This is a genomic window from Catellatospora sp. KI3, assembly GCF_029948125.1.
Lineage (GTDB): Bacteria > Actinomycetota > Actinomycetes > Mycobacteriales > Micromonosporaceae > Catellatospora.
In genome coordinates, this window is sequence record NZ_JASAMB010000005.1 from 127422 (window position 1) to 145618 (window position 18197).

Sequence of the window (18197 nt, forward strand, 5' to 3'; positions counted from 1 at the left end):
GCGCGCGGCCGCGGCGGGGTGCCGCCGCGACCGCGCGCCGGGCCGGTCAGCGTCCGGCGCCGACCTTGACCTTCGAGGTGCTGGCCTGGCCGGGGATCGGCGCGCCGTAGGTGCAGGACACGCCCCGCTCGTTGAGCGCCTTCACGATGCCCGGCATGGCCCGCTCGGCCAGCGCCGAGATGGTCAGCGCCGGGTTCACGGTCAGGCCGCACGGCACCGCGGACCCGTCGGTGACGAAGATGCCGGGGTGGCCGCGCAGCTCGTGCCGGTCGTCCAGGGCGGAGGTCTCCGGGTCGTCGCCGATGCGGCACGACGACAGCGGGTGCACCGTGTACGCCCCGATCAGGTCGTTGGTCCACGGCGCCACCTTGGCGATGCCGTCGCGCTCCAGGATGTCCTTGACGTCGGCGTCGGACAGGTTCCAGCCGCGCCACGTGTTCGCCGTCGGCTTGTACGACAGCGGCCCGTGCCCCAGCATCTGCTGGGAGAAGCGGTTGGCGTTGCCCGTCTCCGGCGGGGGCCCGAACACGCCCTCGTTGTCATCCTCGGACATCGTGAAGATGGTCAGCCACGACTTCCACTCCCGCAGCAGCTCCTTCTTGCGCGGCCCGAACCAGGTCGGGTCGCCCGGCTCCCCCGTCGCGCCGGGCACCTGAGCCAGGATGGTGCCCAGGCCGGGCGGGAAGTAGAGCTGCTCCAGCGAGTAGCGCTCGTACTCGGGCAGGTTGCCGTCGAGCTTGTCCCAGCTGGCCACGACCGGGCCGCGCCCGATCTGGTGCGCCTCGTAGGCCGTGCCGTCGCCCCGGTCCAGGCCGAGCACCTCGCGGACCCGGTCCTCGTCGAAGACGACGGTGTTCAGCCGCTCCCCGTTGCCGGAGAAGTAGCGGCCGACCGCGTGCGGCATCTTGCCCAGGTACTTCTCCGAGCGCTGCAGGATCGGCGGGGTGGCGCCGGTGCCGGCCGCCACCACCACGATCTTGGCTTCGATCACGCCCGCCTCGTGCAGGATGCGGTAGTCGGAGTCGTCGACGATGCGGTAGTGCACCCGGTAGCCGCCGTCGTCGGTGCGCTCCAGGTGCTGCACCTCGTGCAGCGGCCGGATCTGCGCCCCGTGCGACATGGCCGCGGGCAGGTAGTTGAGCAGCAGCGACTTCTTGGCGTCGAACTTGCAGCCCGACATCATCCAGTTGCAGTTGGTGCACTGGTCGGTGTCCACGGCCGAGGGCACCGGGTTGGCGGTGCGCCCGGCGTGGTTGCACGCCGCGGCCCAGATCCCGCCGCCGTACGGCACCGTCTCCCACGGGGTCATGGTCACCGGCAGCGACTCGCTGACCCGGTCGTACCAGGGGTCGAGGGTGTCGCGGTCGATCGAGGCCGGCCACATGCGGCGGCCGATGCTGCCCTGCCGCTCGAAGATGTAGCGCGGCGCCCGCGGCATGGTCGCGAAGTACACGACGCTGCCGCCGCCGACGCAGTTGCCGGACAGGATGCTCATGCCGTCGCCGACCACGAAATCGAAGATCCGGGTGTACGACGACCCGAGCTTGAAGTCGTGGTCGAACTCCTCGGCGGCCAGCCACGGGCCGCGCTCGAGCACGGTGACCCGTGCTCCGCCGGCCGCCAGGTGGTACGCGGCGATGGCGCCGCCGAACCCGCTGCCGATCACGACGACGTCGGTGCTCTCGATGCTGTTCACGCCAGGCTCCCGGTCGAGTTGGTCTGCGGGTGGAGGTTGGCCAGCGCACGCCCGTAGGAGTAGCGCGGGAAGCGCCAGACCCCGTCGGCGTTCGGCTTGGCGTAGCCGATCGTCATCAGCCCGGGGTGGCCGGAGGCCAGCGCGTCGTGGGTGCTCATGTGCGCGGCGCTGTCGAACGCCATGTTGCTGAACAGGGCCAGCCCCACCCACAGCGCCTTCTCGGGGTGGTCGGGATGGCACAGCCGCTGCACCATGCGGGCACGGTGGTCGTAGTTCAGCGCCACGAACGCGGGCAGCGCCTCGTCGAGGCTCAGCTCCTGCTCACCGGCGTACACCGAGGCGTGCAGGTTCAGCAGGTCGGCCAGGCCCTCCAGGGAGTGGGCGAGGCCGCCGGCGGGGTCTTCGAGCAGCGTGAGGGCACCGGCGGCGACTGCGCCTCCGCCCTCGGCGGCACCAGCGATCGCATGGTCGTCAGGCGACCGCTTAGCACCGGGGATGATCGTGTCCGCGAACGCCTCGAGCGTCATCACGCGCGACGCTCGGGGGTCGGTGGATTCGGTGTGCACGGGGGCGCCTCCTGCCTAGGGATGGGCACACGGATGGTCGGGACAAGGGCAGGCGGGTCCCGTATTCCGGCAACGCCGTCCATCGGCGGCACCTCGGAATGCGGGCGCGTCTCTCTTCGCGCAGTGCCCCGATGATTGCTCGGTGAACGGCTCACTGCCGCATCATCGTGTGTTCACCACTTATCGAGCCGCATCTCTCTGGTTGCTGAGGAGTGCCGCTATCCATTCCGCACAGAAGCGCTGGTCGGTTCGATTTCTCCGAAGGTGCTCGGCTGCGCCGCCGCCGTTGCGTCCGGGGCGGCCGCGCGAATACTGGGAACAGATCTGCGTGTCTGGACGCGGCCGCCGCCGCGACCGGCGCGCGACCAGCCAGCAGGGGAGGCCGGCATGCTCATCGCCCGCATCGCGTCGTCAGTGGTCCAGCGCCAGGTCAAGTACGTCACCCCGGTGCCGGTGGCGGCCGCGCGAGGCGAGCTGGGCGAGGTCTACAGCCAGGTGGCGCAGGAGATGGGCCTGGTCGTGCCGCCGGTGCAGCTGCACTCCGTGGCGCCGCGGCTGGCGGCGGCGTACTGGGCGCTGATGCGCGAGCCGATGCTGCCGACCGACACCGTCGACCGCGCGGCCAAGGAGGCCGTGGCCACGGTGGTCTCGGTCGCCAACATCTGCCCCTACTGCGTGGACATGCACAGCGTCGGCATGTACGACCTGGCCACCGAGCACGACGCGGAGGCCCTGGTCGCCGACCGGGTCGAGGAGCTGGACGACCCCCGGGTGCGCGCCATCGCGGCGTGGGCCCGCACCGCCGCCCAACCGGACGACCCGGCCGCCGGACCCGCGCCGTTCGCCGAGGCCGACCGGCCGGAGCTGGTCGGGGTGCTGGTCAGCCTGCACTACCTGACCCGCATGGTGAACGTGTTCCTGTCCAGCTTCCTGCTGCCGCCCGGTCTCGGCCCGGCCGCCCGGCGCCGGTTCAAGCGCGGCGTCAGCCGGGTGCTGCGCCCGACCCTGCGCGACCCGCGCGCCCCGGGCCGCTCGCTGCCGCTGCTGCCGCACGCGCCGCTGCCGCCGGACGCCGCCTGGGCCACGGGCAACCCGGTGATCGCGGCCGCGGTGGCGCGCTCGTACGCCGCGTTCGACGACGCCGGGCAGCGGGCGCTCTCCGCCGAGGTACGCGAGCTGGTGCAGCGGCGGCTGGACACCTGGCGCGGCGAGGAGACCGGGCTGAGCCGCCAGTGGTGCGAGCGGCTCATCGCCGGGCTGGCCCCGGCCGACCAGGCGGCGGCGCGGCTGGCGCTGCTGACCGCGCTGGCGTCGTACCAGGTGGACGCGGAGGTCGTGGACGAGTTCCGGGCCTGGCACTCGGGCGAGGCGAAGCTGGTGGAGGCGACCGCGTGGGCCAGTTGCGCGGCGGCCCGCCGGGTGGGTGCCTGGCATCTGCCGGCGGGCGCGACCCTGCCGTCAAGTGGCCAGACTGCTTGATAGGCGACTCCAGAGCGCAATTTTGAAGATGTGAAAGGTGAGGCTGCCCTACCACGCTGTAGCGGTCGCCGCACGATCGTGAAGCGAGCACCACCGGGTCGCCGTCGACTGTCGGTGGTGGACTCTGTCGACAGGGGAGGGAACGTGACGACCTTCGAGGCGTCGACCGGGCGCAGCCCGGCCACGACCGGCTGGCTCAACGCCGCCGGCCACCGCACCGCGCTCAACGTGTTCATGTTCGTGGTGCTGGCCCACTGGGCCGAGCACCTGGTCCAGGCGTACCAGATCTGGGTGCTGGACCGGCCGCGCCCGCAGGCCCGGGGCGTGCTCGGCCAGTTCTTCCCGTGGCTGGTCTCGTCCGAATACCTGCACTACGGGTACGCCCTGGTGATGGTCATCGGGCTGTTCCTGCTCCGCAAGGGCTTCACCGGCCGCTCGAAGACCTGGTGGCTGATCGCCTTCGGGATCCAGTTCTGGCACCACATCGAGCACCTGCTGCTGTTCATCCAGGCGCAGAGCGGCACCATGTTCTTCGGCGCGAAGGTGCCGACGAGCGTGGCGCAGCTGATCTTCCCCCGGGTGGAGCTGCACCTGTTCTACAACACGATCGTGTTCCTGCCGATGGTCGTCGCGATGTTCCTGCATCTGCGGCCGACCCCGGCGGAGCGCCGCGAGGCCGCGTGCACCTGCGCGGCACCGCTTCCCGCCGCGGCCTGATGGCGACTGAGACCGACGTGCGCGACCCGGGCGAAACGGTGCCCGGGTCGCGCCGCCTCTGGACCCGGCTGGGCACCGTGCTGATGGTGCTCGTGGTCGGCGGCACGGCCGTGCTGTCGCTGCTGACCGACACCGAACCGCCCGCCCTGAGCACGGTCAGCCCGGCGGACGGCGCGGTGGTCGGCAGCGCTCCGACGGAGGTCGAGCTGACCTTCGCGGGCACGTTCGAACCCCGCGAGGTACACGTGACCGTGGCGGACGCGGCCGGCCGGACCGTCGGCGACCGGCCCGAGGTCGACGGCGACGTCGTCGGGGTGCCGGTCGTGCTCGGTGCGGACGGCGGCTACCTGGTCGCCTACCACATCGTGCTGGCCGACGGGCAGGTGCTGGCGGGGCAGACCGGCTTCCGGTACACCCGCGGCGCCGTCGCCAGCGCGCCGCCGCGGACCGCGCCGCCGGCGGCGTCGGGGCACTCCCACGGCGGCGATGATCCGCTCAGCATCGGACTGACCTTCCTGGCCGCCGTGCTGGTCGCGGTCATGGTGATGATGATGGTCCGGCGCCCCCGGCCGCGGGCCTGACCCCTCGCGCACTGCGCACATCCGCGTAAGCGCACATCTGGAGACGCTTCGCCGGTCGGCCGCGTACCACCATGAGGACAGTCCGCCGTCCTGGCGGAGTGTGCTTCTTCAGGTACGGAGGAACCATGGCAACCACCCTCGGCTCACTGCGCAACCTGATGATGACGCCGTCGCTGGCCGACGTGAGCTTCGCCAAGCGCGGGTTCCCGATCGTGCCCACCGCCGCGACCCGGCGGCTGGAGGCGATCCCGCAGTCGGTGATCTGCGGGTTCGAGTGGGGCATCGACTCGCGGACCCTGTGGGAGGTCGAGCGGCGGCTGGAGCTGGTCGAGCCGGAGATGCGCGGCTTCGCCTACGAGGGCGCGACGATGGCGTTCACGGTCCGCGACGCGATGGCCGGCGGTCGCGGCACCCGCACCCGCGACCTGCTGATGGGTCCGGGCCAGCCGCACATCTTCCTCACCTACATCGGCATCGGCTTCGCGATGGCGCGCCTGCCGCGGCCGCTGTGGAAGAACGTGATCCCCGACCTCACCGGCACGCCGTACCACCCCACCATGAGCTGGCTGGCCGTGGACGGGCTCGGCTTCGACCGGGCGTACTTCGACACCCGGGACTGGGTCGACAACCGCCGCCGCCCCAAGCCCTACCCGTTCGCCGGGCACCCCGGCTACTTCGCGCGCGCCTGGGACCAGGGCGTGGGCCGGGCGCTGTGGTTCATCCACGGCGGCGTGGTGCGCAACGTGGCGGCGGGCGTCGGCCGGTTCGAGTCCGACCGCCACGCCGACCTCTGGAGCGGGGTGGGCCTGGCGGCCACGTTCGCCGGCGGCTCGACCCCGGAGGGCCTGGCCGAGCTGCGCGAGCTGTCCGGGGCGTACGCGCCGGACCTGGCCCAGGGCAGCGTGTTCGCGGCCAAGGCCCGCTCGTACTCGGGGTTCGCGCCGCTCCACAGCGAGCAGGCGGTGTCCGCGCTGGCCGGGATCTCGCTCGACGAGGCGGCCGAGTTCGCCGACGAGGTCGCCGTCGGCGGCTTCCAGTCGTCGGCCGCGACGCCCGACTACGAGGTCTGGCGCAGCCGGGTCCGGGCCCGGTTCGTGTCCGCGAAAGCCGTGCGGACGCACTGACGTTACAGGTGTGGCGAACGATTCCCGCTCCCTTTCGGGGAGCGGGAATCGTCGCTCGCCATTCCTTCCGGAATGCGGTCCGGAGTCAATTCACCGGCTGGGCAAACGCGAAGAAGAATTGTTCCGCCAGCCCTGCGACGATCGCAGGTACATCGCCGAATCCAATGACGATATTGGGGGCTCTGCCATGAGCGTATACCGCGCGCTGCGGCGCCGTATCCTCACGCCCGACGTTAAGGCCACCCGGCTCGACGTACGCGGATTCCACGTCAAAGACGAGGCGTCGCGCGACATGCTCGAGACCGTCGGCCGCAGCTTCCTCACCGGTTACGCGTACGCCGCCGAGGCGCGCCGCCCGCTCGACGCCGAGCTGCCGCTGGAGGAGCTGCCGACCAGGTACAAGGGCTTCGCGTACGAGGGCGCCGGGATGGGCTTCGCGATCCGCGACGGCCTGCCCATCGGCGGCGGCAAGCTGGTTGAGGACTTCCTCGACGGCAAGGCCGACGACCACGTCTACATGATCTACGTGGGGGTCGGCTGGGCCATGGCCCGGCTGCCGCGCTTCCGCTGGAAGACGCTGTACGCGGCCGACCCGCTGCTGAAGTGGCTGATCCTGGACGGCTACGGCTTCCACCAGGCCTACTTCCAGACCGACAAGTACGTGTACGACCAGTACGTGGAGGAGAACTTCCCCTGGCCGGGCGGCGAGCACAACTGGTACGCCAACCGCGTCATCGACCAGGGGATCGGCCGTGCCTGCTGGTTCGTCGGCGGGACGGAGGCCGAGGTGGCCGCGGGGCTGATCGACCGGTTCCCGGTCGAGCGCCGCGCCGACATGTACGCCGGCATGGGCCTGGCCGCCACCTACGCGGGCGGCGCCGACCCGAAGGAGCTGGAAGAGCTGTGGCAGCACGCCGTCGACTACCGGCGCGAGCTCGCCCAGGGTGCCGCCTTCGCCGCGGGCGCGCGCGAGCGCGCCAGGCTGACCGTCCCGCACAACGAGGTCGCCACGAAGATCTTCTGCGACATGTCGCCGCAGGAGGCGCAGCTGGTCACCATCGAGGCGCTGATGGACCTGCCGATGGACGGCCACCTGCCCATCTACGAGGTGTGGCGCCAGCGCATCGCCGACCGGTTCGTGGCCACCGGCCACTGCTGAGTCCTTCCCTTCCCTCCTGGTGTCCGGGTCGCGTGGTATGCGCGCCCGCTGGATGAAAGGCTGTTTCCGCATGTCCAGAATCGCGATAGTGGGGATGGCGTGCCGCTACCCGGACGCCACCTCGCCGCGGGAGCTGTGGGAGAACGCGGTCGCCGGGCGACGCGCGTTCCGCCAGCTCCCCGAGGTCCGGATGAACCTGGCCGACTACTGGGACGCCGACCCCAAGGCCCCTGACAAGTTCTACGCCCGCAACGCCTCGGTCATCGAGGGCTACGAGTTCGACCGCATCGCCTACAAGGTGGCCGGCAGCACGTACCGGTCCACCGACCTCACCCACTGGCTGGCGCTGGACGTGGCCGCGATGGCCCTGGCCGACGCGGGCTTCCCGATGGCCGAGGGCCTGCCGCGCGAGCGCACCGGCGTCATCGTCGGCAACAGCCTCACCGGCGAGTTCTCCCGCGCCAACCAGATCAGGCTGCGCTGGCCGTTCGTGCGCCGCATGGTCGCCGCCGCGCTCAAGGAGCAGGACTGGGACGACGACCAGCTCGCCACGTTCCTCAGCGACTTCGAGGCGACGTTCAAGGCGCCGTTCCCGGAGATCGACGAGGACACCCTCGCGGGCGGCCTGTCGAACACCATCGCCGGCCGCATCTGCAACCACTTCGACCTCAAGGGCGGCGGCTACACCGTCGACGGCGCCTGCTCGTCGTCGCTGCTGTCGGTGGCGACCGCGTGCAAGGGCCTGGTCGACGGCGAGCTGGACGTGGTGGTCGCGGGCGGGGTGGACCTGTCCATCGACCCGTTCGAGATCATCGGGTTCGCCAAGACCGGCGCGCTGGCCACCGGCGAGATGCGCGTGTACGACAAGGGCTCCAACGGCTTCTGGCCCGGCGAGGGCTGCGGCATGGTCGTGCTGATGCGCGAGGACGAGGCGCGCGCCGCCGGTCACCGCGTCTACGCCACGGTCGCCGGCTGGGGCATCTCGTCGGACGGCAAGGGCGGCATCACCCGCCCCGAGGTCAGCGGCTACCAGCTGGCACTGCAGCGGGCGTACGAGCGGGCCGGGTTCGGCATCGAGACCGTGGGCCTGTTCGAGGGGCACGGCACCGGCACCGCCGTCGGCGACGCCACCGAGCTCAAGGCGCTGACGCTGGCCCGGCGCGCGGCGGGCGCCGAGGCCCCCGCCGCGATCAGCTCGATCAAGGGCATGATCGGCCACACCAAGGCCGCCGCCGGCGTGGCCGGCCTGATCAAGGCCACCATGGCCGTGCACCACCAGGTGCTGCCCCCGGCGATCGGCTGCGTGGAGCCGCACGAGCTGCTCACCGACGACGACGCCCAGCTGCGGGTGCTGCGCCGCGCCGAGGCCTGGCCGAGCAAGGCCCCGGTCCGCGCGGGCATCACCGCGATGGGCTTCGGCGGCATCAACACCCACATCGTGCTGGAGAACGAGCGGCCGCGTAAGCGGGTGCCGCTGGACACCCGCACCAAGGCGCTGGCCTCCTCGCTGCAGGACGTCGAGCTGCTGCTGGTCGACGCCGCCTCGGCGAAGGAACTGGCCGAGCGGCTGACCCGGTTGATCGAGTTCGTGCCGACCGTCGCGTACGCCCAGCTGGCCGACCTGGCCGCGACCCTGCACCGGGAGCTGCGTGAGCTGCCGCTGCGCGCCGCGGTCGTGGTCTCCTCGCCCGAGGACGCGACCCGCCGCCTCAAGGCGCTGCTGGAGAAGGTGGAGGCGGGGGAGACCTCGGTGTTCTCCGCCGACGGCCGCACCTTCCTCGGCCACGCCAGCGGCCCCGGCCGCATCGGCTACCTGTTCCCGGGCCAGGGCTCGGGCAAGGGTGTCAGCGGCGGCGCGATGCGGCGCCGGTTCGCCGAGGCCGACGAGATGTACACCAAGGCGGCCCTGCCGACCGGCGCGGACGTGGTGGCCACCGAGGTCGCCCAGCCGCGCATCGTCACCGGCTCCATGGCCGGCCTGCGGGTGCTGTCCACCCTCGGCATCGACGCGACCATCGCGGTCGGGCACAGCCTGGGCGAGATCGCGGCCCTGCAGTGGGCCGGGGCGATGGACGAGGAGACGCTGCTGCGGGTGGCGGCCGTACGCGGCCAGACCATGAGCCGCCACAGCGCGTCGGGCACCATGGCCGGCGTCGCCGCCTCCCCGGACACCGTGCTGCGGCTGACCGAGGGCCTGCCCGTGGTCATCGGCGGCTACAACAGCCCGCAGCAGACCGTGATCTCCGGTGCGGTCGAGGCGGTCGAGACGGTCTGCGCCCGCGCCCGCGAGGAGGGCGTGGCCGCGACCCGCCTGAACGTGTCGCACGCGTTCCACTCGCCGCTGGTGGCGCCCGCGGCCGACTCGTTCGGCCAGGCCATCGCCGACGAGGAGTTCGAGCCGGTGGAGAAGCGCCTGATCTCGACGGTCACCGGCGAGGCGCTGGCGCCCGACACCGACGTGCGCGCCCTGCTGCACCGGCAGATCACCGACCCGGTGCTGTTCAGCCAGGCGCTCGCGCTGGCCGCCAAGGAGGTGGACCTGTTCGTCGAGGTCGGCCCGGGGCGGGTGCTCAGCGGCCTGGCCGCCGCCACCGACGTGCCCGCGGTCGCGCTGGACACCGACGACGAGTCGCTGGCCGGGGTGCTGCGCGTGGTCGGCGCGGCGTACGTGGTGGGCGCGTCCGAGGTGGACGCCGCGCTGTTCCACGGCCGCCTGATCCGGCCGCTCGCGGTCGGCGCCGAGTTCAAGTTCTTCGCCAGCCCGTGCGAGGCCGCGCCGCGGGTGGACATCAAGGGCGTCGCCCGTACCGCGCCCGTCGTCACGCCGGCCGGCACCGCCGCGGCCGCGCCCGAGGCGGGCGAGTCGACGCTGGCCCTGCTGCGGCGGCTGGCCGCCGAGCGGGCGGAGCTGCCGCTGGAGCTCGTCCGCGAGGAGAGCCGGCTGCTCGACGACCTGCACCTGAGCTCCATCACCGTCGGTCAGCTGGTCAACCAGGTGGCCACCAGCCTGGGCGTGCCCCCGGCGCACACGCCGACCAACTTCGCCACCGCCACGGTCAGCGAGCTGGCCGAAGCGCTGGAGCAGCTCCGGTCGACCGGGCACGGGGCCGACGGCGCGCCGGCCGAGATCGTGCTCGGCGCCGCCGACTGGGCCCGGCCGTGGTCGCTCGACTTCGACGAGCTGCCGCTGCCCGCCCGTACCGCGACCGAGGACAGCGGCCGCTGGCAGGTGTTCGCGGTGGCCGACAGCCCGATCGCCGAGCCGCTGCGCCGGGCGCTGGAGCGCGCCGGGGTCGGCGCCGGTGTCCTGGTCTGCCTGCCGGAGAACGCCGCCGAGGAGCACCTGGAGCTGGCCCTGAACGGGGCCAAGACCGCGCTGGCCGGCCCGGCCGGGACCCGGTTCGTGCTGGTGCAGCACGGGCGGGGCGCGGCGGGTCTGGCCAAGACGCTGCAGTTGGAGGCGCCGCAGCTGCGGGTGTCCATCGTGCACGTGCCCCCGGTGGCCAAGGCCGTCGACTGGGTGGCCGCCGAGGTCGCCGCGACCGCGAAGTACATCGAGGTGCACTACGACGAGCGCGGGACCCGGCGGGTGCCGACGCTGCGGGTGATGCCGTACGAGCCGGAGACCACGCTGCCCGCGCTGCACGAGGGCGACGTGCTGCTGGTCACCGGCGGCGGCAAGGGCATCACCGCCGAGTGCGCGCTGGCGATCGCCGAGGACAGCGGGGCGAAGCTCGCCCTGCTGGGCCGGTCGGACCCGGCCGAGGACGCCGAGCTGGCCGCCAACATCGTGCGGATGGGCGAGCGCGGCGTCACCGTGCGGTACGCCCGGGCCGACGTCACCGACGCGGCGCAGATCAAGGCGGCGGTGGCGGAACTGGCCGCCGAGCTCGGCCCGATCACCGCGGTGCTGCACGGCGCCGGGCGCAACGAGCCGGCCGGACTGGCGAGCCTGGACGCGGCGGCGTTCCGCCGCACCTTCGCTCCCAAGATCGACGGGCTGCAGGCGGTCCTGGCCGCGGTCCAGCCCGAGCGGCTCCGGCTGCTGGTGACGCTCGGCAGCATCATCGGCCGGGCGGGTCTGCGCGGCGAGGCGCACTACGCCACCGCCAACGAGTGGCTGGACGACCTGACCCGCCAGGTGGGCCGGGAGTTCCCGAACTGCCGGGCGCTGTGCCTGGAGTGGTCGGTCTGGTCCGGCGTCGGCATGGGCGAGCGCCTGTCGGTGGTGGAGTCGCTGTCCCGTGACGGCGTCACCCCGATCACGCCCGACCAGGGCGTGGCGATCCTGCGGCGGCTGCTGGCCGACCCGGCCACGCCGGGCACGGTGGTGATCAGCGGCCGTACCGAGGGGATCGACACGGTCCGCTACCACCTGCCGGAGCTGCCGCTGCTGCGGTTCGTGGAGCGGCCGCTGATCCGCTACCACGGCGTGGAGCTGGTGACCGAGGTCGAGCTCAGCGCGGGCACCGACCTGTACCTGGCCGACCACCTGCTCGACGGCAACCTGCTGTTCCCGGCGGTGTTCGGGATGGAGGCGATGGCCCAGGCCGCCGCCGCCGTCACCGGCGTCGTCGGCCGGCGCACCGTGGAGCAGGCGCAGTTCCTGCGCCCGATCGTGGTGCCGCCGCAGGGCGCGACCCGCATCCGCGTCGCCGCGACCGTCAGCGGCCCCGACACCGTCGAGGTGGCCATCCACAGCGAGGAGACCGGGTTCGTCGCCGACCACTTCCGGGCCCGGCTGCGGCTGCCCAACGGCGAGCCGATCGAGGGCGCGCCGGAGCAGATCGCCGACGGCCTGCCGGCGGTGCAGCTGGACCCGGCCACGCAGCTGTACGGCCCCACCCTGTTCCAGGGCGGCCGCTTCCAGCGACTGCGCCGCTACCACCGGGCCGCGGCGCGGCACGTGGACGTCGACGTGGCCGCCGACGCCGCGACCAACTGGTTCGCCGGGTTCCTCTCGCCGCAGCTGCTGCTGGGCGACCCCGGCGTGCGCGACGCGCTGATGCACGGCAACCAGGTCTGCGTCCCTGACGCGACCCTGCTGCCGCAGGGCATCGAGCGCATCCACGCCATGGGCGAGGCGATGCTCACCACGCCGGACCTGCGCTACTGCGCGACCGAGCGCAGCCGCGACGGGGACACCTACCTCTACGACATCGCGCTGCGCGATGGCACGGGCAAGGTCGTCGAGCGGTGGGAGGGCCTCAAGCTGCGGGCCGTACGCAAGAAGGACGGCCGCGGGCCGTGGGAGGCCCCGCTGCTCGGCCCGTACCTGGAGCGGGCGGTCGGGGACGTGCTGGGCGCGCAGGTGGCCGTGGTGGTGGAGCCGGACGGCCCGCAGACCGACGGCGACCCGCAGACGCTGCGCCGGGCGCGTACGGCGCTGGCCGCCGGGCGGGCCCTGGGCGGACCGGTGACGGTCAAGTACCGCAAGGACGGTCGGCCGGAGGTGCCGGGCGACCGGAGCATCTCCAGCTCGCACGCGGCCGGGATCACCCTGGTCGTGGCGGGTGCCGGCCCGCTGGGCTGCGATGTCGAGCTGGTCGTGCAGCGGCCGGACTCGGTGTGGGACGGGCTGCTCGGCCCCAACACCGGGCTGGCCCAGCAGGTCGCCGCGCAGACCGGGGAGGACCGCGCGACCGCCGCGACGCGGGTCTGGTCGGCGGTGGAGTGTCTGCAGAAGGCCGGCCGACCGGTTCGCGGTCCGCTGTCCCTGCTGCCCGCCGAGCGTGCCGGCTGGACCGTGTTCGCCTCCGGCGAGCTGCGGATCGCCACGTTCGTGACGGGGCTGGCCGGGGTCACCGAGCCGGTGGTGTTCGCGATCGCAACGGATGGAGGCCGCTGAGATGGAACGGTACTTCGAGTACCTGCACACGGTGGGGTTCGAGGAGACCAACATCGTGGGGAACGTGTACTACGTCAACTACCTGCGCTGGCAGGGCCGCTGCCGGGAGATGTTCCTCAAGCAGCGCGCCCCTGAGGTCCTGGCGGACCTGCAGGACGACCTCAAGCTGTTCACCCTGAAGGTCGACTGCGAGTTCTTCGCCGAGATCACCGCCTTCGACGAGCTGGCGATCCGGATGAACCTGATCGAGCTGTCGCAGACGCAGGTCCAGTTCGGATTCGACTACGTACGGCTGGAGCCGGGCGGCGGGGAGACCCTCGTCGCCCGGGGCGGGCAGCGGGTCGCGTGCATGCGCGGCCCCAACACCCGCACGGTCCCGTCGCGGGTTCCCGACGCGCTGGTGCAGGCGCTCACGCCGTACCAGCTCGCCGGCGCCCGAAGTTAGCCGTCCCGAAGACAGGAGAGGCACAGTGGACGTCCAGCAAACCCCGCCGCTGCTGGTGGCGGATCCGAAGGCGCTACGCCGGGCCTTCGGCGCGTACGCCACCGGGGTCACGGTGGTCACGGTCGGCGGGGACACCCCGCACGGCATGACGGCGAACTCGTTCACCACGGTCTCGCTGGACCCGCCGCTGGTCCTCATCTGCGTCGGCCACGAGGCGATCATGCACGGCGTCCTCGCGGCGACCAACCGGTTCGCCGTCTCCGTCCTCGGCTCCGGCCAGGAGGCGGTGGCCAGGTACTTCGCCGACCGGAACCGGCCCATGGGCAAGGAGCAGTTCGACGCCGTCGACTGGACCCCGGGCCGGTTCTCCGGCGCCCCCCTGATCATCGGGGCGCTGGCCCACTTCGAGTGCGAGGTGCGGGCCCGCTACGACGGCGGCGACCACACGATCTTCCTCAGCGAACTGCTCTCGGTCGAACGCGCGGAGGACGACGACGCGCTGCTGTTCCTGCACGGTCGATTCCATCAGATTCACCACGAGCGAAGCGACGTGACGAGATGACCACGATGACGCGCACCCGCGTCGCCCCGCCGGGACCGCCGCGCAGCGCCGCGCTGCGCTGGCTGGCGGTGATGAACCGCGACCGGCTCGGCATGATGATCCAGGCCGCGGCGCGCTACGGCGACGCGGTGCGGATCCCGGTGGGCCACAAGGCCCTGTACTTCTTCAACCACCCCGACAGCGTCAAGCACGTCCTGGCCGACAACGCGGCCAACTACCACAAGGGCATCGGCCTGGTGCACGCCAAGCGGGCGCTGGGCGACGGCCTGCTGACCAGCGAGGGCGAGCTGTGGCGCAAGCAGCGCCGGGTGATCCAGCCGGCGTTCCAGAGCAAGCGGATCGCGGCGCAGGCCGGGGCCATCGCGGCCGAGGCCGAGCTGCTGGTGTCGCGGCTGCGCGAGTTCCGGGGAGGTGAGCCGGTCGACGTGGTCCGCCAGATGACCGGCCTGACCCTGGGCGTGCTCGGCCGTACCCTGATCGACACCGACCTGGGCCAGTTCCCGGACATCGGCGACCACTTCGGCGTGGTGCAGGACCAGGCCATGTTCGAGCTGGAGTCGCTGAGCGCGGTGCCCACCTGGGTGCCGCTGCCCAACCAGCGGCGCTTCCGCAGGGCCCGCGCCGAGCTGCAGTCGATCGTCGACCAGCTCGTCGCGGAGCGGGCCGGGCGCACCGACGACCGCGAGGACGTGCTGTCCCGGCTGATCGTCTCGGCGGGGGCGGAGGCCGACCCGAGGGTGGGCCAGATCCGGCTGCGCGACGAGCTGGTGACCCTGCTGCTGGCCGGGCACGAGACCACCGCCAGCACGCTCAGCTGGACGCTGTACCTCATCGACGAGCACCCCGAGGTACGCGAGCGGCTGCGCGAGGAGGCGGTGGCGGTGCTCGGCGACCGCCGGCCGGAGTTCGAGGACCTGCACAAGCTGCGCTACACCTCGATGGTGGTGGAGGAGGTCATGCGCCTCTACCCGCCGGTGTGGCTGCTGCCGCGCAAGTCGCTGGCGGCCGACGAGATCGCGGGCTACCACGTGCCGGCCAACGCCGACGTGGTGGTGAGTCCTTTCACGATGCACCGCCACCCCCGGTTCTGGGACGACCCGGAGCGGTTCGACCCGGAGCGGTTCGACCCCGATGTGGTGACCGGACGTCCCCGCTACGCCTACATCCCGTTCGGGGCCGGTCCGCGCTTCTGCGTCGGCAACCACCTGGGCATGATGGAGGCGGTCTTCGTGGTCGCGATGCTCAGCCGGGAGCTGCGCATGACGCGGATGCCCGGCTACGAGGTGGTGCCCGAGCCGATGCTGTCGCTGCGGGTGCGCGGCGGACTGCCGATGTCGGTCCACGAGGCGTGAACCCCGCCGATCGGGGCCCCGGGCGCGCAGGCGCCCGGGGCCCCTTCGTCGTGCCCGTACGGCCGTCACGTCCGCCGGGCCGCAGGGGACCTACCGGCGGTGCCCGCGGCCCGCAGCAGAGCCGTACAGGGCGCGCAAACCCTACTCGCACATGAGAAAGACGGCGGACAGACCTCTGGGTCTGCCGCCGTCGTCGACGGGTCGTCGAAGCTGAAGGGTCAGGCCACGCTCGTCTGCTGCTGCTGCTGCTCGCGCTCGGCGACCAGCTTGAGTGCCGCCATGCGCACGTCCAGCAGGGCGAGCAGGACCGGCGGGTCCAGGTCGGAGATCGCCTTGAGCTGGAGTTCGGCGTCGTCGATCACCATGCCGCGCCGCATGGTGATCGGGCCGAGCGAGCCGACGCCCAGTTCGTTGCCGGCGCCGGCGCCGGGCTCACCGGTCACCCGGGCCGGGTCGGAGGAGACCGAGTGGGCCAGCAGGAACCACTCGCCCGGGGGCACCTTCTCCAGGGTGAACGGGCCGGGCTGGTCGAGGATCGCGCAGCTGACCGGCCGGGCCTCGGGGATCCGGTCGCGGAACAGGCCGACGAAGGTCAGCTGCGGCTCGTCGGCCGGGTACGGCCGGATGACGCCCTTGACGGTGCCGAAGGCCCACTCCGGCCCGCTGACACTGGTCTCGGGGTGCACCGCGGGGGCGTAGCCGCCCAGGCGGCGGTAGGCCGTCGGGGACAGGCCCACGCTGCGGGTGAAGCGGGAGCTGAACGTGCCGATGCTGGTGTAGCCGACCTGCAGGCTGATGTCGGCGACGTTGCTCTGCGTCGAGACCAGCAGTTGTTTGGCCTGCTGCAGCCGCAGCGCGGACAGGAAGCGACCGGGCGAGATCCCGGTGACCCGTTGGAATATGCGCGAGAAATGGAACTTGCTGAACATCGCGACCCGTGCCATGTCGTCGATGGTCAACTGTTGCCCGAGATTTTCGCGCATGGTAGCGATCACACGTTCGACGGCCCTTGTCGTGGTCTTGTCCATAGCGTCTCCCGAATCGAGCTGCGCCCCTCGCGGGGGGCGATAGGCGTCACCGCCGCCGGCATCGCAGCAAGTTCCGACAGTCACGGCCGTATCCGGATCCGTTAGGATCCGGATAGGAGTCGTTAACCTGCCGGAAACAGCTGCTCCATGGATGCGAAAGCGAATTCGCTCCCGGCCCCTCGCCCTCGGGTCGCGCGCCCCGGGGACATTCGATGCGGTCTCCCGCATCCATGAATGCCAGCGACAGGGATCGATGTTAGGAGGTCTCAAAGGGATCAGCAATACCAACGGCGGACGCTCCTCGGCCGGACGGACGGGTGCGGCGCTCCATTCGTCGATGATAATGGCTTCAAGCTGCGCGTACCTCGGCAGGGTGGTGCCCTGCGGGGAAACTGAGCAATATTATGGAAAGGCGAAGTCGGCGAGTTCCGCTATCCATATCGGCTACGCAGCGTCATCCGCACTCAGGGCGCCCGCGCCCGCGCGACGCGGTACGCGTCGTTTCGGTTGCCGTGTGGAACGCCTCTGTCGTGAAGTGGTCACACCGCGAGCGAGGGTCGGTGCCGGTGATCACCGGCGGGGCGTCGCGGGAGCGGTTCCGCACCTGGCACTTCTTCGCCAAAAACGACATTTCGACTGTTGCGGCGAGTGATCGCTATGTGCCAACATGCAAGCATTCCCATCAACTACACCGATGGAGTTCGATGAAGATTTCGAATCTCAGCAGGCGGAGCGGTGTGTCGGTGGCGACGATTAAGTTTTATCTGCGCGAGCACCTGTTGCCTCCGGGCGTACCGACGGCGAGGAACCAGGCCGAGTACGACGAGACTCACGTCGCCCGGCTGCGACTGATCCGGGTGCTTACCGGGATGGGCATGATGAGCCTGGCCTCGGTGCGCGAAGTGCTGGCCGCCCTCGACGACAACTGCATGTCGCCGCACGGGCTGGCCAAGGTCGTCAACAACGCACTCTCCGCCGAACATCCGGCGCGCGCCGACGCGCCGGCCGACACCTCGGCCAATGGCCAGGTCGACCGCTTCCTGGCCGACCTGGGCTGGCGCGTCGATCCCAACGCGCCCGGCCGGACGACGCTGGCCCAGGTCCTGGTCGCGCTGCGCGACCTCGGCTGGGACTGCGGCGCTGACATCTTCGCCCCATGCGCCGACGCGGCCGAGCGACTGGCCGTGCGGGAGCTGGACTCCCTGCCCACCGACGGCGCGGCGACCGCGGTCGCCCGCACCGTCCTGCTCGAGGTCGCCTTCGCGGTCATGCGCCGGATGGCGTACGAGCACTACCTTGCCATCCGGGCGTACGGCTCTGCCGCACCCGGCTGCTGAGCGGAACGGGCCCGGGGAGGTGCGCCCCGGCCCCCGCCGCGATCGCCGTCTCGTCCCCGCCTTTCGTCACTGAGCGTGACCATCTGGCTCTTCCAGATTGCGGGGGTCGGCGCTGAGCATTTAGCGAGAAGACACGGACTTCCGACGGCCGCGAGGATGGGCGACGTCGAGAAGGACGTCAATTCCTTCCGGCGGCAATGGATAGCGGGAAGGAGGACTTCTCTTTCACTCATCTTTCAAGCGGTCGCGGCGCAGATCGCGGCCCACCCCCACTGATTCACATCAGGTCCTCCCGCATCCGCG

General features: G+C 71.8%; 13 protein-coding genes. 10 read left to right on the forward strand and 3 right to left on the reverse strand.

Translation table 11 applies throughout. The annotated features are described in order from the left end of the window. Positions 1-46: 46 nt before the first annotated feature. Together QEZ54_RS10860 and QEZ54_RS10865 are read right to left on the reverse strand one after the other, a co-directional pair. On the reverse strand, positions 47-1696 hold the full coding sequence (locus tag QEZ54_RS10860) for a GMC family oxidoreductase (protein WP_281304411.1): 1650 nt from the start codon (positions 1694-1696) through the stop codon (positions 47-49). Next, the gene (locus QEZ54_RS10865; RefSeq protein WP_281304593.1) at positions 1693-2223 is read right to left on the reverse strand and encodes a DUF5987 family protein; all 531 of its coding nucleotides are present in this window, start codon (positions 2221-2223) and stop codon (positions 1693-1695) included. The genes QEZ54_RS10860 and QEZ54_RS10865 overlap by 4 nt, the downstream gene beginning before the upstream one ends. Positions 2224-2649: 426 nt before the next feature. Between QEZ54_RS10865 and QEZ54_RS10870 the strand changes: the two genes are divergently transcribed. The 9 genes from QEZ54_RS10870 to QEZ54_RS10910 all read left to right on the forward strand — a co-directional run bounded on the left by QEZ54_RS10870 (position 2650) and on the right by QEZ54_RS10910 (position 15529). Next, on the forward strand, positions 2650-3741 hold the full coding sequence (locus QEZ54_RS10870; RefSeq protein ID WP_281304412.1) for a carboxymuconolactone decarboxylase family protein: 1092 nt from the start codon (positions 2650-2652) through the stop codon (positions 3739-3741). A 144-nt stretch (positions 3742-3885) separates the two neighbouring features. Further along, positions 3886-4458, forward strand: coding sequence for a hypothetical protein (locus QEZ54_RS10875; protein ID WP_348650531.1), 573 nt, complete (start codon positions 3886-3888; stop codon positions 4456-4458). Then, complete coding sequence (locus QEZ54_RS10880; RefSeq protein ID WP_281304413.1) at positions 4458-5039, forward strand: copper resistance CopC family protein; 582 nt, start codon at positions 4458-4460, stop codon at positions 5037-5039. Before QEZ54_RS10875 ends, QEZ54_RS10880 begins: the two co-directional genes overlap by 1 nt. Before the next feature lie 125 nt (positions 5040-5164). Then, positions 5165-6163 carry a DUF1702 family protein gene (locus tag QEZ54_RS10885; RefSeq protein ID WP_281304414.1) on the forward strand — a complete coding sequence of 333 codons (999 nt, stop codon included), beginning with the start codon at positions 5165-5167 and terminating at the stop codon, positions 6161-6163. Positions 6164-6350: 187 nt separating this feature from the next. Beyond that, positions 6351-7322: a DUF1702 family protein gene (locus QEZ54_RS10890; RefSeq protein ID WP_281304415.1), complete on the forward strand. Its 972-nt coding sequence runs from the start codon at positions 6351-6353 to the stop codon at positions 7320-7322. Positions 7323-7392: 70 nt separating this feature from the next. Continuing rightward, positions 7393-13170, forward strand: a complete 5778-nt coding sequence (locus tag QEZ54_RS10895; protein WP_281304416.1) for a type I polyketide synthase — start codon at positions 7393-7395, stop codon at positions 13168-13170. A 1-nt stretch (position 13171) separates the two neighbouring features. Further along, the gene (locus QEZ54_RS10900) at positions 13172-13615 is read left to right on the forward strand and encodes an acyl-CoA thioesterase (protein ID WP_281304417.1); all 444 of its coding nucleotides are present in this window, start codon (positions 13172-13174) and stop codon (positions 13613-13615) included. A 49-nt stretch (positions 13616-13664) separates the two neighbouring features. After that, positions 13665-14177 carry a flavin reductase family protein gene (locus QEZ54_RS10905; RefSeq protein WP_281304595.1) on the forward strand — a complete coding sequence of 171 codons (513 nt, stop codon included), beginning with the start codon at positions 13665-13667 and terminating at the stop codon, positions 14175-14177. After that, positions 14174-15529, forward strand: coding sequence for a cytochrome P450 (locus tag QEZ54_RS10910; protein WP_281304418.1), 1356 nt, complete (start codon positions 14174-14176; stop codon positions 15527-15529). The genes QEZ54_RS10905 and QEZ54_RS10910 overlap by 4 nt, the downstream gene beginning before the upstream one ends. Before the next feature lie 218 nt (positions 15530-15747). Here the strand turns inward: QEZ54_RS10910 and QEZ54_RS10915 are convergent, their stop codons facing one another. Further along, entirely contained in the window at positions 15748-16557 is an 810-nt protein-coding gene (locus tag QEZ54_RS10915; protein WP_281304419.1) for an AraC family transcriptional regulator, read from the reverse strand. A 704-nt stretch (positions 16558-17261) separates the two neighbouring features. Here QEZ54_RS10915 and QEZ54_RS10920 point away from each other — a divergent pair. After that, positions 17262-17894 carry a MerR family transcriptional regulator gene (locus tag QEZ54_RS10920; RefSeq protein WP_281304596.1) on the forward strand — a complete coding sequence of 211 codons (633 nt, stop codon included), beginning with the start codon at positions 17262-17264 and terminating at the stop codon, positions 17892-17894. Positions 17895-18197 lie beyond the last annotated feature (303 nt).

Coding starts and splice junctions, on each gene's coding strand:
- QEZ54_RS10865 (WP_281304593.1), bottom strand. CDS start 2,223: ATGACGCTCGAGGCGTTCGCGGACACGATCATCCCCGGTGCTAAGCGG.
- QEZ54_RS10870 (WP_281304412.1), top strand. CDS start 2,650: ATGCTCATCGCCCGCATCGCGTCGTCAGTGGTCCAGCGCCAGGTCAAG.
- QEZ54_RS10880 (WP_281304413.1), top strand. CDS start 4,458: ATGGCGACTGAGACCGACGTGCGCGACCCGGGCGAAACGGTGCCCGGG.
- QEZ54_RS10885 (WP_281304414.1), top strand. CDS start 5,165: ATGGCAACCACCCTCGGCTCACTGCGCAACCTGATGATGACGCCGTCG.
- QEZ54_RS10890 (WP_281304415.1), top strand. CDS start 6,351: ATGAGCGTATACCGCGCGCTGCGGCGCCGTATCCTCACGCCCGACGTT.
- QEZ54_RS10895 (WP_281304416.1), top strand. CDS start 7,393: ATGTCCAGAATCGCGATAGTGGGGATGGCGTGCCGCTACCCGGACGCC.
- QEZ54_RS10900 (WP_281304417.1), top strand. CDS start 13,172: ATGGAACGGTACTTCGAGTACCTGCACACGGTGGGGTTCGAGGAGACC.
- QEZ54_RS10910 (WP_281304418.1), top strand. CDS start 14,174: ATGACCACGATGACGCGCACCCGCGTCGCCCCGCCGGGACCGCCGCGC.
- QEZ54_RS10915 (WP_281304419.1), bottom strand. CDS start 16,557: ATGGACAAGACCACGACAAGGGCCGTCGAACGTGTGATCGCTACCATG.
- QEZ54_RS10920 (WP_281304596.1), top strand. CDS start 17,262: ATGAAGATTTCGAATCTCAGCAGGCGGAGCGGTGTGTCGGTGGCGACG.